The organism is Pseudarthrobacter sp. YAF2 (assembly GCF_052113345.1).
GTDB lineage: Bacteria > Actinomycetota > Actinomycetes > Actinomycetales > Micrococcaceae > Arthrobacter.
On the sequence record NZ_JBFRDA010000003.1, the window covers coordinates 291,052 to 304,427 of the forward strand.

A 13,376-nucleotide genomic window follows, 5' to 3' on the forward strand; every position below is an offset into this window, starting at 1 on the left:
GCCCAAAGGCGGCTTACAAGTAGTTGTTAGCGGGCGTAAGGGTCGGTGATGCCGATGTACTGGGTGGTGGTGTACTCGGCGATGCCTTCCGAACCGCCTTCACGACCCAGACCGGACTGCTTGACCCCGCCAAAGGGCGCTGCGGCGTTGGAGATGACACCGGCGTTGAACCCGACCATGCCGAATTCGATTTGTTCCGCGACCCGCAGCAGCTTGTTGAAGTCCTTGCTGTAGAGGTAGGAAGCGAGGCCGTATTCGGTGTTGTTGGCCAGTTTGATGGCTTCTTGCTCGGTGGTGAAGGTGGTGACAGGTGCGACCGGGCCAAAGATCTCCTGGTTCAGGATTGCCGCGTTGTTGGGTACGTTGGCGAGGACCGTGGGCTGGTAGAAGTATCCGGGCCCGTCCACGGGCGCGCCGCCGCTGACGGCAATAGCTCCGGCGTTAACGGCGGCGGTGACGAGGGCGTGGATGTCGTCGCGTGCGTCGGCGTCGATCAGCGGACCGACCTGGGTGCCGGGGTCGGTGCCGCGGCCAGTGGTCAGGGCGCCCATGGCGGCGGCGAATTTCCGGGTGAATTCGGCGGCGAGGGATTCGTGGACGAGGAATCGGTTGGCTGCTGTGCAGGCTTCGCCCATGTTCCGCATCTTCGCCGCCATCGCCCCTTCGACCGCTTTGTCGAGGTCGGCATCCTCGAACACGATGAACGGGGCGTTTCCGCCGAGTTCCATGGAGGTGCGCAGGACGTTCTGTGCGGCGTCGGCCATGAGGCGCTTGCCGACCGGGGTGGAGCCGGTGAAGGACACTTTCCGAAGCCGGGAGTCTTTCAGCAGCGGCCCGGAGATCCCGGACGCGGAGGAGGAGGCGACGACGTTCAGGACGCCGGCGGGAAGGCCGGCTTCCCTCATCGTCTGGGCGAAAAGTTGTGCCGTGAGTGGGGTGAGCTTGGCTGGTTTGAGGACCATGGTGCAGCCGGCAGCGATGGCCGGGGCGACCTTGCGGGTCGCCATCGCCAGGGGGAAGTTCCAGGGGGTGATGAGCAGGCAGGGTCCGACGGGTTTGTGCTGGACGAGGATTTTGTTTTTGCCCTCGGGGGTGGTGAGGTAGCGGCCGTAGTCCCGGACGGCTTCTTCGGAGAACCAGCGCAGGAACTCTGCCCCGTAGGTCACCTCGCCGCGGGCTTCGGCCAGGGGCTTGCCCATTTCCAGGGTCATCAACAGCGCGAAGTCCTCGGCCCGTTCGGTCACGAGGTCGAAGGCGCGGCGGAGAATTTCGGCCCGGGTCCGGGGTGCGGTGCGTGCCCAGGACGCCTGGACGGCGTCGGCCGCGTCCAACGCCGCGATCGCATCCTCACTCGTGGCGGACGCGAGGGTGGCGAGCACCTCCCCGGTGGCGGGATCGTGCACGTCGAACGTGCCGTCGTCGGACGCGTCCCGCCACTCACCACCAATCAACAGGCCGGTCGGCACGGAAGCAAGGAGCTTCTGTTCGCGTTCGGATTTTATGGCAGGGGATATTACGGGTGACGTGGTCATGCGGGAGGTCTCCTCATTAAGTGTGCGGTGCCGGGTTTATCCTTCGACGCCGCGAGGATGATGTTGTGGGACATAGTCCATAGGGGCGCGAGACGATCCGGCGTCGAACTGCCGCTTCCAAATGCGTAGGCGTTTATTCATCGAGTTGCTGGTCTCGTGAGACGCGGTCCCGGGCAACGAGGGTAATCGAAGTTTGTATCAGCATGGTTGGCTCCAACACCCGATGGTTATGTTGTGCGCATCCGATGGAGGCGGTGGTTCTGGTGGTGAATTTCGAGCGGGCCGGCTTACCCGGGTTCATCATCGGAAGGGAACCGATGAAAGAAAAGTGGGTCGCCGTGCAGGCAGATGGGGAGGTAGACGTGTACGGCTGCTTCGGAGTCCTCTATGGTTTGTTCTCCTTTGCGGGCTGTCCGATGGATGAGCCATAGCTGGACGGTCAAGGCGACCACTGTGACAGCGGCAAGGGTGATGCCGGCAGTGGGATCAGTATTTTCGCCGAAGATGTGGCTCCAGGCTCCTCCGGGCTGAGTGAGCAGACGCGTCAGGACGAGAATTATGGGTTCGGGGTGCATTTCGATTTCCTTGCTGGGCGCACGGACGGGCCCCGGGTCTTGTCGGACCTTTGGCTAGGGTGTGAGTGCGGCACCTTTGAAGCGTCTTTTGATGCGGGACCCGGAAGGTTCTTCCGCCATCCACACACGGGCGTCATCGTCCTTGTGGATGGCGATTCGGCCGCCTCCGCCGTCGATCCAGATCCAGAAGATCGATCCATCTGCAACCATGTCGTCGACTGTGCCGCGCACGAGCACTTGAGTTTCCCTCTGAACGTACATCCTGTCTCCAGGAGTAAGACCAGCCCAGTCCTTCGTTTTCAGCGGCGGGTATTTGGTGAGGGAGGGCAATATCCCGGCGATTTCGCGCTGGATCAAGAGATCGGCCACGAGGGGGTCCTTCTTCCTTGAAGACTGTCATTTGCCTCAGCGCTCCGGTCCGGGCGTGAGTGCTGCGCGGTTCCTCATCACCTGCGCGGCTGTGGTTCGCGTTTTCCCCTGCCACCCCGACGCGGAACGTCGCGGTGGCAGGGGAGACGCTTTGCATCCTTGGAACGTGACCGAGTGACGGGGAGCCAGCCGGGGATGCGTTTAGATGCGGTGGAGGAACCAGTCGCTTAGTCGTGCACCGGCTACTGACATGTAGTCGTAGCTGCAGTGCAGCGATCCGGCGCCGTCGTAGATGTCCACGGTGACGTCGTCGGAGGTGAGTGCTTCAACGAAGCGGTCGGCGCCTTTGATGTCCATGATGATGTCGGCGGTGCCGTGCATGACGTAGACGGGGATCTTGAGCTTGTCTGCGACACCGTCCAGGGTGAATTTGGCCAGCTTCTCGCGGGCTTCCGCGTCGTCCTTGGAGCCGCTGAGCCACTGGAGTTGCTTCTGCAGGGGCGGGTAGAACTCGTAGAAGTCCGTGAGGATGCTCCACGTTCCACACCAGGCCGCTACTGCCTTCACGCGGGGTTCGAAGGCGGCAGCACGTGGGGCGTAGTAGCCACCGAAGCTCACGCCGGCGAGACCGAACCGGTCCGCGTCGACATCGCTGCGCTTCTCAAGGAAGTCGAAGATGGCGGTGACGGGTACCTCGTAGTCGGGCCTGCTGTACATTTCCTTGAAGCGCAGCGAGCTGCCGCGTCCGGGGGTGTCGACCATGACGACGTTCATGCCGCGGGCCGGGAATTCGGTTCCGCCCAGGAAGTAGAGTTCTTCGGCCCAGGAGTCGGCGCCGCCAAGGAAGAGGACCGTGGGGCGGGCCTGACCGGAGTTGTCTGGGCGGACGATGTAGCCCTCCATTTCCTTGCCCTCGAACGGTACGGCGATCCGCTCGATCAGTCCGTCGGACAGCTCGGCTGCCTTCTGGAAGTTTTTGGTGCCCTCGACGTAGGCTTCGGTGCGTCGTTCGTCGAAGGAGTCGAGGAAGAATTCGGAGTGGCGCCAGTAGCTCATGGAGCGGAACAGCGCGCGCCGGGCGGTGGTGATGTCACCGCGTTCGAGGGCTTCGTAGCCGGCGGCTGCGATGTCTTTTGCTGTCTGGCTCCACTCGCGGTGCCAGGTTTCGCCGTCGGTGGTTTCCCGCCCGATGCGGGCTGCGGTACGTGCGCATTCAAACAGGTCGGAGCCGCCGACTGCGACCTGGGAAAGCAGGCGCATGGTCTGCAGGGACCAGTCTTCGTCCTGCGGGAAGAGCTCGATGAGCGAGAGTGCGTCGCCCGTTTTGACGGTGTTCATGTGTTGTCTCCTTGTTGGATTCGGGTGGGAAAGGAAGATTAGTTGGCCGGGGCCAGCCGGGTTGCGTCGGGGGCTTCCCAAGGTGTGCGGTTTTGGATCGCGACCTTGTATTTGGCGAGCTGCCGAGGAGCGCAGACGGTGAGGGCACCGATCAGCAGGCCGTCGCGGCCGAGGGTGGCAACCAGTTTGTCGTTCGACATTTCTTCGATTCGGATGTCGGTGGCACCGGCGGTGCGGCCCACAAACCGCATCTTTTTGTCATGCTGGTCTGTCCAGAAGTACGGCACTGACGCAAAGGGGTCCCTCTCGCCAAGCAGTGTTGCTGCTGCGTGCCGGCCTTGGTCCACTGCGTTCGACCAGTGCTCGATGCGCATTTCCTCGTCAAAGACCGGGTTGCGCCAGCTGGCGACGTCTCCGGCAGCGACGATGTTCGGGACAGAGGTCAGCAGTTCCGGTGTGCAGGTGACACCGTTGGCAACCTCGACGGGGCTTCCGGTGAGCCACTCGACAGCGGGTGTGGCACCGATGCCTGCCGCTACGACGTCAGCGCTGAGGTTTTCACCATTGCTGAGGGTGACCGTGACCCCGCCGGGAGAGTCCTGCAGGCTTTGAACGGATGAGCCGCAGATCATGCGGATGCCGTTGCCTTCGTGAAGCTCCCGGTACCATGAGCCGATCTCGGTGCCGAAGGCCCGTGCCAGAGGCATCGGGGATCCTTCGATCAAGGTGACGTCCAGTCCGAGCCCCCGGGCTACGGCCGCGACTTCGAGGCCAACGAATCCACCACCGATCATGACGAGGTGCCTGCCCGGTATGAGTTCGGGACGGAGTTCGAGGGCATCGTCGAGGGTCCGGAGCACGTGCACGCGGGCCTGGGTGGTGTCACTGGAGAAGCGGCGGGCGGCGGAGCCCGTGGCGATGACCATGCCGTCGTAAGCAAGGTCGGATCCGTCGGTGAGCGCGAGCAGCCCTTTACCGGCATCAATGCCGCGGGCGGCGGTGTTGAGCCGCAGCTCAATCCCTTGTGTCTCGTACCAGGGGGCCGGCCGGAGCAGAAGTTGCTCGGGCGTCATGCCGTCAAGCAGGAGTTCCTTGGACAGGGGTGGGCGGTCATATGGAAGTCCCGCTTCGGCCGACACGAGCGTCAGTTCCCCGTCAAACCCACGCTCGCGGAGCGCTTCAGCTGCGTGCACTCCGGCGAGTGAGCCTCCGACCACGACGATTCGCTGCATCAGATGTCCTCGATGAAGATGGCGTGTGCCGGGCACCCGCGCCGGGCGGCTTCTGCCTGGGCCCGCAAAGCTTCGTCGTGTTCGTCAGAGCCGATCACTACCGCTTTGTTGGTGTCATCATCGATGTCGAAAAGTGCAGGACCTTCGATGAGGCAGTTTGCGTAACCCTGGCAAGCCGGAAGATCAACCGTGATCTTGAATGCCATGTCTTTGTCTCCTTTGCTGCTCGATTTCTCAGTGGCCTGAGGTTTCGAGGTGCTCGATGCGTGGCGTGATTTCGGCCGCGCGTGCAGCTTGTGGTGTGTTCCGGCTGCGGAGAGTACGGACAACTCCGCCGGTGATGACTGCTGAAATGCCAGGGATGTCCCCTACGGACAGCGCGCCGAGGGCGTCGTCGCGGGTTGATCCCCAGGGGGCGTCGAGGATTACGAGGTCGGCGGCGCGTCCGGGGGCGATGAAACCTGCTGGCAGGTCCCATACCCGGGCGTTGTTGCCGGTGGCAGCGGCCCAGACGAGGGCCGGGTCGACGTTGGAGAGTGATGACAGTTCCGCTACGGTCTTCATCACGCCGAGGGGCATGACGCCGGTGCCGGTTGGGGTGTCAGAACCTATCACCACACGTTCGAACATGCCTTTGTCAGCGGCCCGGTTAATGATCCGTACTGCAGAGCGCAGGTTGCCGGCCTGGACGAGCTGCAAGGCCATGTCCGTCTCGTCCATGATGAGGTCCACCCCGGCCTCATCGAGTGAGGTCGGCCCACCGTTGACATGGCCGCATACGTGCGGGGCCAGCAGGAGGAGGTGCTTGGGGGTGATCGGCTTACTTCCCGGGATGCTCGCCCCTCCCGAGTGGCACATGACGGTGATCCCGTGTTCTTTTGCCCACCGGACCTGGTCTACGCCGTCGGCGGGGTCCAGGTAGCGGCCGAACCCGAATTTTGCCAGGTGAACGCCGGCCTCCTGCAGGTCGGCGAAGTCCTTTTCCTGCAGTGTGGGTTCGAGGACAACGGCGCCGGCGTGGACGGTCATGCCGTTGGGGTGGAAGTTATCGAAGCACTCTTTCGCTGCAATGGCGAGGGCTTTGACTCCTATGGCGGTGCTTGGCCGGCCGGGGGCGTGGATTTCGCCGGGGGATACGACGCTGGTGATACCGCCGTGTACGTAGCTGGCGAGGAAGTCCACGGTCTTCTGGCGGGGTGTGTAGTCGCCGATGACGACGTGGCAGTGAGAGTCGATGAGCCCGGGTGCGAGCGTGGTGCCCTTGGCGTCGACGACATGGGATGAGGCGTCAATTTCGGCAAGCAGATCCTGCTTGCGGCCAACGGCTGTGATGATTCCGTCCCTGGTGATGACGGTGTCGGCGTCCTTGATGATGGGTGACTGCCAGTCTCCGGAGAGGATCGTGCCGGCTCCGATGACTGCGATCGATCCTGTCACAGCCCTTTCTCCTTCGCCTCTGCGATGGACATGCCGCCAACGCGTGCGTTCAGCCGGCCACGGTTTGTCACGGCGGCGATGACGACCAGTTCGTCGGGGTGGGGAGCGTCCGGGACCCGTACTTCCATGGCGTCGTAGTGGGAGCGGACCCAGACTTCGTCCTTGAAGGCCGTCGGCACGTCGATGACGGCACCCGCGGCGGCGGGCTTGGTCACCGACGTGATCCAGGCCGCGCCCCCGCCGATGGCCTCGCGGAAGGCGTCTCCGAATACGGAGGTAAGGGCGGCGTTGATGTGTTCCTGTTCGCCTGCACTCCCGACGAGGCCTGCCTTGCCGTAGCTTTCGACCGGGGCGCCGAGCAGCCCCAGTGCCTCTTTGCCCAGCAGGGTCCCGATTTCGCGTGATGCCTCGACCAGTGCTGAGAGGTCCTGGACGAAGCCCTGCCCGGCGTAGGGGTTCGTGATCACGGCGCAGACCGCAACCTTACGCAACGGCCCGCCCTCATCGCCCTTTCCGGCGGATGTGCGGATTTCTTCGACCTGCGCGAAGGTCTTACGGATTTCAATGGACTTCTCAACCATTTGTGGGTTCCTCGTTCTGCTTTCGGTACAACGGCGTACCGTTTTCCTGGTTTTGGGGTGGGTGGGGTTCTACTAGAGGCGTCTTCCGCCGTCAGTGCGGATGACCACTCCGGTGACAACGCGGGCGTCGATCGGATCGGCCAGGAAGCGGTAGGCCCCGCTGTGGTCTTCAGGTGTGGCGGTGAAGCCGAGCAGGGTGTGTGCGGCGATTCTCTCGTCGCGGCCTTCCACCCGGTCAGCTGTCATGGTTTGCCCGAGTGTCGACAGTCCGCCGAACCGGGTTCCTCCGGTTCCGCCTGGTGCCACGCCGTTGACCCTGATTTCGGGTGCCAGCTCGGCAGCGAGGTGATCAACAATTCCCCGCAGTGCCCACTTGGAGCTGCCGTAAAGCACGCCGCCTCCGATGGCGTTGAAGGCGGATTCGGAGAGGGTGAGGGTGACTGATCCCCCCGCCGCGCGCAGTGCCGGCACGGCGAGATTGACCGCGAGCAACGTTGAGCGCACGTTGACCCGCCAGACCTCCTCGGCCGCGGTCAAGAGCTCCTCAGGTGAGAGTTCCTTGACCTTGGCGTAGTTGTCGAACACTCCAACACCGCAGGTGATGTTGTGCAGTCGTCCCTCAGCGTCGACCGCGGCCGCGATGGCGTCCCGGAGGACGCCGGCGTCGGTAGCGTCGCCGACGAGGGCCTGAATGGCGCCGCCGGAGGCCTCCGAAACTGCTTGGGCACCACCTGCGGACCGGTTCAGGACAGTGACTTTTGCCCCTTCACGGTGGTAGCGTTCGGCGGCCGCCCGGGCGATTCCTGACCCCCCGCCCGTGACCAGGATGTGCTGCCCGGAAAGTGTTTTGCTCATGCGCCTGGAGTCCTGCTCAGGAGCTTGGTGATGAACTCCGGTTCCTGGTAGCTCAAAACATCAAGGGCAACGGCGTCAAATCGCACGCTGGTCCCACGACGGGGGGACCACAGCTCAAGGCGGACGCCGTTTCGTGTTTCGACCTTGCGGACAACGACATCCGCGAACTCGTTGGCAATCACGATCGGGCCGCTGTTGCCGCCGTCCTTCGGAAACTCAAGCACTTCACCGGTGTCCGGGTTCTCCGCCTGAGGCCTAGCTGTCGATTCGGACATGATTCATTCCTCCTAGATGAAGATGGACAGGTTGTGGGCGTTGATGACCGCCTGGTCAATGGCTGCCCAGCGGCGTGCGATCTCGTAACCGTCGGAAGTTCTGCGGACGAGGTCCTTACGGAACACCGAGACGAAGTTCGGCTCGATGCTGTCTCCGCGGCTGCGGTAAATGAGGCAGTAAGAGCTGACTTCGTATTCGCCGTCCTGCTCACCGGCGTCCACGAGCACGTTTGTCACATAGTGGCGTGTGCGTGAGGGCGGTTGTTCGGCCCAGGCAAAATCGGTTTCGAGGCGACGGACCCGGACTTCGAGGGTCTGCTTGTTGTCCTGGAAGATCCTGCCGTTGGGGGAGAGTTCCCATTCGGCCAGTCCTTCACGAACCACCCGCAGGGGCACATCGTAGGTAATGTCTTCGGAGAGAAATTCGAGCCAGTCGCGGAAGCGGCGCTCATCCAGAGCGAGTGCTTCGCGGAACATAAATTCCTGAATGTCTTGTTGCACGGTCCGGTCAACGGCACTGAGTACGGTCATGATCAGGCCTCACCCAGCAGGTAGTCCGCCCACCGGAGCCACAGGTTCCGGAAGTTGGAGTCGTTGACGTAGGGCTTGACGACGTGGCCGGGACCGGGGAAGTCGGGATCCTGTTTACTCTCGATACCCATCATGTACGGGAATTCGATGCCGCGCACGGCCGAGGACTTTGCCATGCGGGTTACGCGCGCCCAGTTCTCCAAGTCGTCCTGCTCGAACGTACCTGCCTGGGCGAACGCGAGGGTGTAGGCCTGGTAGGCCGCTTCCTTGTACTCTTCGGAGGCGTCCTTGGGGACCAGGCACCAGGAATACATTTCCGTCTTTCCCGGGCCGATCGGATGGTACAACCGCATCGTCACGAACCGCACACCCGTCTCACCGGGTGTCAGGCTGAAGGGCTGCATCAGGAAGGACAAGTTTGGAAACACTGTGCCAACCGCTGTGCGGGTGTTGCTGAACACTTCCACCTGTTCGGGCGTGAAGCTGCGCCGCATCTCCTCGGTGAGGTCCTCGGGGAATCCCGCAAAGGGGGTGAAACCGGGAGTGTGCCCGAGGCCGATGCCGTGTCCCTTGCCAGGAATGCTGGCAGCCCAGCCCTGGCTGTGGGTCGCACCTGATGAGGGGAAGTAGCCCAGGTTGAAGCCGAACTGGTGGGCTACCGGGGTGTGGTAACCATCGCCCGCGAAGTTCTCGGCCGCAATTTTCCAGTCAGTTTCGGTGATCCAGTGATCGGGCGGACCGTGCACTTCACTGCCAGCGAAGCCCTGTTTGAGGTAGAGGTCGAGGTAGAACTGGAACCCGCCGAGGTACTCTTCCAGTGTGGGAGCGTCCTGGTTAAACGTTCCAAACACCAAACCCGCGTAACTGTCCACACGGGCCCCCACCAGGCTCCAGTCCTTCCTCTTCAGCCGGCCTTCATAACCCTCGGCCATGTACGGAACTCCGATGAGCTCACCAGAGTTCTTGTACACCCAGCCGTGGTATGAGCAACGGAAGTGGGATGCGTTCCCCATCTCCGACTTGCACATCATGTTGCCGCGATGCCGGCACATGTTGAGATTTGCGTGGATCTCGCCGTGCTCGTCCCGGGCAACGATCAGATTGTTGTTTCCGATATACCGGGTGACGTAGTCGCCCGGCTTCGGGATCTCCGATTCGTGGGCCAAAAAGGTCCACGCCTGGCCGAACAGCCGTTCCTGTTCCAGGTCGAAGATCTGCTGATCGTTGAAGACATGGGCCGGAAACCGCCCCTGCTTGATCCCTTCCCGGATCTGGCGCAGATGAGCATCCGTGTCCGGGTTTACCGACTCCGTTGTCATTTTGATGACCTCGCTGATTCCTCTGTCTATTCCTGGTCTGCTACTTCTTGCGGGATCCCAGTCGCGCTTCGATCTCCGCGCCGATCTTCTTGTAGCGCTCGACGTGTTCTGCCGTGGAGTCCCAGTGCGCCTGGGGTACGAGGTCCTCGGTGTAAGGCACGCGGCTCTGGCCTACGTGGATGTAGCCGGCCTTGTTGACGCGGATCTTCTCGAGCGGGATGTTGTACTTCGCGAACTCGAAGAAGTCCTGACCAACGATGAAGGGCTCGTGTGCCCACCGCAGCCGCTCGGTGAGCCAGCGGGCGTCATCGGTGCGGCCCTGCTGCAGTGCGTCGCGCAGGTGGAGGACAGGATCCGGGCCCATGGCGGTGGTGGACGACCAGGCCATGCCCACAAGTTCCTCGCCGTACATCTCCCAAGCCGGGAACCAGTCGGTCTCGATGGGCATCAGCGGGAACTTGTCACCGGTGTGGGCCATGTCGTTGTGGTACCGGAAGCCGACCGAGGCGCCACCGGCGTACTTCACGGCAACGACCTGGGGCAGCTGGACCAGCGTCCGGTAAACCGAGCGGGGGATGATGCCGCCAAAGGCTGCGGTGTTGTCGTAGACCACGATGGCCAGTTCGGGAACGGCCTCGGCGACGTCGCGGTAGAACTTCTCCATCACGGGGGCGACCATTTCGCCCCACATCGGGCGGCCCAGGAGGGTGCCGGTGGCGCCGATTTCCGAAAGGAACCGCATACGGGAGATGGTTTCGCGGGTGCTCAGGGTGGTTGCGCCGACGAAGATGGGGAAATCAGGATTTACTGAATGCGCTGTCTGTACTGCGCACTCAGCGAAGGCCTTCCATTCGTCAAGAGTCAGCGTGGCCATTTCACCGAGGGTGCCGTTCAACGCGATGGCGTCTACGCCATCGGTGATCAGCTGGCGGATCATGCGTTCGGTTTCGGCGAGATCGACGGTGTTCTGTGCCTCCACCTGGTCCGCGCCGGGCAGCGCAGGCGTGGGCGGGTAGGCCATGACGCCACGCAGATCGCGACCTGTGATCTTGGGAAGTTTGCTCATGTTCTTGTTTTCTCCTTGGTGGTGCTCGGCTTCCGCGGGTGCGGAGCCGTCTGGGGTTGGGGTCTTAGAGCTTCAAATCGGGCGTTGCTGCAGCGACGGCGGTCCCGGTCAGCCATTCAGGAACCGGTTCGTACGCGAGCACCTCGAACGGGGCTCCGATGGCGCCGGCGGCGGCAATCCATGTGCGGACTTCGTGAGCCCCGTTGCCTGCAGCGTCGATTTCCTTCGGCGAGTAGCTCTTGAGCTGCTCGGGATCACCGCTCTCGATCCGGGTAATGAAGTCGCGGTCGAATTCCTCGTTCACCTGGCCTGCTTCGGGCAGCCCTACCCAGTGGGAGAGGCCGCCGGTTCCGACGACCACGACACGTTCGACCGTGTCCTGCGCTTCAACGGCACGGCGGAGCATCTCGCCAAATTCGTAGCTGCGCTTTGCTGTGGGCCAGGGCGGGTTTACGCCGTTCACGATGATGGGAACGAGCGGGTACTTTGAGTCCGGATCGAGGTGTTTGAACGGAACGCAGAAGTTCTCGTCGAAATCGAGGCCGCCCTCGACCAGGGCTGGGTCGAACTCGTTCGAGATGGCGAACTCGTAGATGTGGCGGCCGAGTTTTCCGTTCCCGGGATACTGGTGCTGCTCCACCCGCAGGAAGTTACTCATTTCCGGGGTTACAGGCCCCAGGTAAGAGTCCGCGGTGGCGATAGCGAAGGCCGGCAGGTTTCCGAAGTTGAAGTTGGTAAAGTGTTCGACGGAAATGGCGATGATTGCATCGGGTTCCAAGGCATCGATTCGCCGGCGGGCCTCAGCGAAGGCTCCTTCGATTGCTTCCCTTTTGCGTGACTCGGCTCGTTCCGGCCAGCCGGTCACTCCAGGGGAATGGGATGCTGCGAATGCTCCTACGATCTTGCCCATCAGTTCTCCTCCTCGCGGATCTGTGTGTAGTAGGCGGCGCGATCAACAGCCAGTTGGATGGCGCAGAAGTAGATCAGATACGGGTTTGCCCCGATCTTGTGGAGCTTTTTGAAATCGAGCTCCAGCATGGCCGTCCGGGCCTCGCCTTCCACCCCGTACTGATCCAGGATCGGACGCGGGTCGCTACGAAAACTCTCTGCGAGAGTGGGATCTCTGCGGATGTCCCACAGCAGCTTGTGCAAGTTGTACAACCGGTACTCCTCCATTCCTCATTCGGTGCTGTACTGCGCCGATTGGCCCCCGAACGGATCGGTTGGCCTCAGCGCCGTCCCCGACCAGCACGGACCTGAGTCGGTTCCTGCACCGCGTCGAGCAATGGAGCCAGCTTAGGGACAAATGTCGACAAAAAAACTCCGTATTTCCACGTATCTTCCGTACCTCCTCCAGAAGCGGTGGAGACGCCGCCCATCGTCACATCCCTAACGTCTGGGGGACTTTCCTGCCGTCACGCGACGAGGATATTCCGCTTGAGATTTGGGACATCCCAACCAAAGGCGCGTACCTGTTCAGATATTTGTCGACAAAATTCTGCTTAACCTGTTTCAAGTCCCAATGAGATCTGTATGCTCAATCAAGAACCTCCACTCACCGAACCAGGAGCACACCAAGTCCATGACGCTTGTGCAGACAAATGAGGCGTCGGAAGACGTTCGGGATCTTCCAGAAGTGCTGAGGCGGGCGATTGCGGACGGTTACCTTGTCCCGGGCACAAAACTCGTGGAGCGGGAGCTGGCCGTGAAGTACGGCGTCGGTCGCACCGCAGTGCGTGATGCCCTGCGGCACCTGGCGGCAGAACGCATTGTTGTTCTCACGGAGAACAGGGGGGCCCGGGTGCGGGAGCTTGATTATGCAGAGGCTGCAGACATTTATGACATCCGGGCGGTCCTGGAGGGCTTGGCCGGCGAGCTGTTCGCCGTTCGTGGGTCAGCCTCGGCGAAGAAGTTGTTTGCTGAGTCTTTCGAGCCTGTAAGGAAGGCTCTTGAAAGTTCCGATACGACTGCCACATTGCTGGCAACTGACGTTTTTTACGGTTACCTTCTGACGGGAGCGGGTAATACAGAGCTGCATGAGGCTGTCAACCGTCTGCACGTGCGCATCAATCAAATTCGTCGGGTCTCATTGTCAATGAAGGACCGATCCGAGCCCACTATTGAAGCCCTCCAGGGAATTGTTAATGCCATCCTCGCCGGCGATCCCGTCCGTGCACGTCTGGCGTGCATCGACCACGTCCGCGCTTCGGCGGTGGCAACGTTGCCTGTACTGGCAGCCCAGGAGCTGGGGCCGTGATGGGCTTTA

At 62.2% G+C, this 13,376-nt stretch carries 16 protein-coding genes; 1 reads left to right on the forward strand and 15 read right to left on the reverse strand.

Features of this window, described 5'->3' with window-relative positions; genetic code table 11:
* Positions 1–26: 26 nt before the first annotated feature.
* From AB4Y79_RS05215 to AB4Y79_RS05285, 15 genes are all read right to left on the reverse strand, one after another.
* Positions 27–1,532: an NAD-dependent succinate-semialdehyde dehydrogenase gene (locus AB4Y79_RS05215; RefSeq protein WP_441859418.1), complete on the reverse strand. Its 1,506-nt coding sequence runs from the start codon at positions 1,530–1,532 to the stop codon at positions 27–29.
* 287 nt (positions 1,533–1,819) lie between these two features.
* A complete protein-coding gene (locus AB4Y79_RS05220; RefSeq protein ID WP_441859420.1) occupies positions 1,820–2,107 on the reverse strand; it encodes a hypothetical protein in 288 nt (95 codons plus the stop codon).
* 54 nt (positions 2,108–2,161) lie between these two features.
* Positions 2,162–2,476: a hypothetical protein gene (locus AB4Y79_RS05225; RefSeq protein ID WP_441859422.1), complete on the reverse strand. Its 315-nt coding sequence runs from the start codon at positions 2,474–2,476 to the stop codon at positions 2,162–2,164.
* A gap of 201 nt (positions 2,477–2,677) precedes the next feature.
* On the reverse strand, positions 2,678–3,814 hold the full coding sequence (locus tag AB4Y79_RS05230; protein ID WP_441859424.1) for an alpha/beta hydrolase family protein: 1,137 nt from the start codon (positions 3,812–3,814) through the stop codon (positions 2,678–2,680).
* Between the two features lie 38 nt (positions 3,815–3,852).
* The gene (locus AB4Y79_RS05235) at positions 3,853–5,046 is read right to left on the reverse strand and encodes an NAD(P)/FAD-dependent oxidoreductase (RefSeq protein ID WP_441859427.1); all 1,194 of its coding nucleotides are present in this window, start codon (positions 5,044–5,046) and stop codon (positions 3,853–3,855) included.
* Positions 5,046–5,252 carry a ferredoxin gene (locus AB4Y79_RS05240; RefSeq protein WP_268002285.1) on the reverse strand — a complete coding sequence of 69 codons (207 nt, stop codon included), beginning with the start codon at positions 5,250–5,252 and terminating at the stop codon, positions 5,046–5,048. Before AB4Y79_RS05240 ends, AB4Y79_RS05235 begins: the two co-directional genes overlap by 1 nt.
* A 28-nt stretch (positions 5,253–5,280) precedes the next feature.
* Positions 5,281–6,483: an amidohydrolase family protein gene (locus AB4Y79_RS05245; RefSeq protein WP_441859430.1), complete on the reverse strand. Its 1,203-nt coding sequence runs from the start codon at positions 6,481–6,483 to the stop codon at positions 5,281–5,283.
* Positions 6,480–7,064 (reverse strand): amino acid synthesis family protein, encoded by a 585-nt coding sequence (locus tag AB4Y79_RS05250; RefSeq protein WP_441859432.1) that lies wholly within the window; start codon positions 7,062–7,064, stop codon positions 6,480–6,482. The genes AB4Y79_RS05245 and AB4Y79_RS05250 overlap by 4 nt, the downstream gene beginning before the upstream one ends.
* 72 nt (positions 7,065–7,136) lie before the next feature.
* Entirely contained in the window at positions 7,137–7,919 is a 783-nt protein-coding gene (locus AB4Y79_RS05255) for an SDR family NAD(P)-dependent oxidoreductase (protein WP_441859434.1), read from the reverse strand.
* On the reverse strand, positions 7,916–8,194 hold the full coding sequence (locus AB4Y79_RS05260) for a hypothetical protein (RefSeq protein ID WP_268002289.1): 279 nt from the start codon (positions 8,192–8,194) through the stop codon (positions 7,916–7,918). Before AB4Y79_RS05260 ends, AB4Y79_RS05255 begins: the two co-directional genes overlap by 4 nt.
* Positions 8,195–8,206: 12 nt before the next feature.
* The gene (locus AB4Y79_RS05265; protein WP_441859436.1) at positions 8,207–8,725 is read right to left on the reverse strand and encodes an aromatic-ring-hydroxylating dioxygenase subunit beta; all 519 of its coding nucleotides are present in this window, start codon (positions 8,723–8,725) and stop codon (positions 8,207–8,209) included.
* A gap of 2 nt (positions 8,726–8,727) precedes the next feature.
* Entirely contained in the window at positions 8,728–10,044 is a 1,317-nt protein-coding gene (locus AB4Y79_RS05270) for an aromatic ring-hydroxylating oxygenase subunit alpha (protein WP_430228727.1), read from the reverse strand.
* 40 nt (positions 10,045–10,084) lie between these two features.
* Positions 10,085–11,110, reverse strand: coding sequence for a dihydrodipicolinate synthase family protein (locus AB4Y79_RS05275; protein WP_441859438.1), 1,026 nt, complete (start codon positions 11,108–11,110; stop codon positions 10,085–10,087).
* A gap of 64 nt (positions 11,111–11,174) precedes the next feature.
* A complete protein-coding gene (locus AB4Y79_RS05280; RefSeq protein ID WP_441859440.1) occupies positions 11,175–12,020 on the reverse strand; it encodes a hypothetical protein in 846 nt (281 codons plus the stop codon).
* Positions 12,020–12,286, reverse strand: a complete 267-nt coding sequence (locus AB4Y79_RS05285; protein ID WP_441859442.1) for a hypothetical protein — start codon at positions 12,284–12,286, stop codon at positions 12,020–12,022. The genes AB4Y79_RS05280 and AB4Y79_RS05285 overlap by 1 nt, the downstream gene beginning before the upstream one ends.
* A gap of 406 nt (positions 12,287–12,692) precedes the next feature.
* Between AB4Y79_RS05285 and AB4Y79_RS05290 the strand changes: the two genes are divergently transcribed.
* Positions 12,693–13,367, forward strand: a complete 675-nt coding sequence (locus tag AB4Y79_RS05290; RefSeq protein ID WP_441859444.1) for a GntR family transcriptional regulator — start codon at positions 12,693–12,695, stop codon at positions 13,365–13,367.
* Positions 13,368–13,376 lie beyond the last annotated feature (9 nt).

Coding starts and splice junctions, on each gene's coding strand:
- AB4Y79_RS05215 (WP_441859418.1), bottom strand. CDS start 1,532: ATGACCACGTCACCCGTAATATCCCCTGCCATAAAATCCGAACGCGAA.
- AB4Y79_RS05220 (WP_441859420.1), bottom strand. CDS start 2,107: ATGCACCCCGAACCCATAATTCTCGTCCTGACGCGTCTGCTCACTCAG.
- AB4Y79_RS05230 (WP_441859424.1), bottom strand. CDS start 3,814: ATGAACACCGTCAAAACGGGCGACGCACTCTCGCTCATCGAGCTCTTC.
- AB4Y79_RS05235 (WP_441859427.1), bottom strand. CDS start 5,046: ATGCAGCGAATCGTCGTGGTCGGAGGCTCACTCGCCGGAGTGCACGCA.
- AB4Y79_RS05240 (WP_268002285.1), bottom strand. CDS start 5,252: ATGGCATTCAAGATCACGGTTGATCTTCCGGCTTGCCAGGGTTACGCA.
- AB4Y79_RS05250 (WP_441859432.1), bottom strand. CDS start 7,064: ATGGTTGAGAAGTCCATTGAAATCCGTAAGACCTTCGCGCAGGTCGAA.
- AB4Y79_RS05255 (WP_441859434.1), bottom strand. CDS start 7,919: ATGAGCAAAACACTTTCCGGGCAGCACATCCTGGTCACGGGCGGGGGG.
- AB4Y79_RS05260 (WP_268002289.1), bottom strand. CDS start 8,194: ATGTCCGAATCGACAGCTAGGCCTCAGGCGGAGAACCCGGACACCGGT.
- AB4Y79_RS05265 (WP_441859436.1), bottom strand. CDS start 8,725: ATGACCGTACTCAGTGCCGTTGACCGGACCGTGCAACAAGACATTCAG.
- AB4Y79_RS05270 (WP_430228727.1), bottom strand. CDS start 10,044: ATGACAACGGAGTCGGTAAACCCGGACACGGATGCTCATCTGCGCCAG.
- AB4Y79_RS05275 (WP_441859438.1), bottom strand. CDS start 11,110: ATGAGCAAACTTCCCAAGATCACAGGTCGCGATCTGCGTGGCGTCATG.
- AB4Y79_RS05280 (WP_441859440.1), bottom strand. CDS start 12,020: ATGGGCAAGATCGTAGGAGCATTCGCAGCATCCCATTCCCCTGGAGTG.
- AB4Y79_RS05285 (WP_441859442.1), bottom strand. CDS start 12,286: ATGGAGGAGTACCGGTTGTACAACTTGCACAAGCTGCTGTGGGACATC.
- AB4Y79_RS05290 (WP_441859444.1), top strand. CDS start 12,693: ATGACGCTTGTGCAGACAAATGAGGCGTCGGAAGACGTTCGGGATCTT.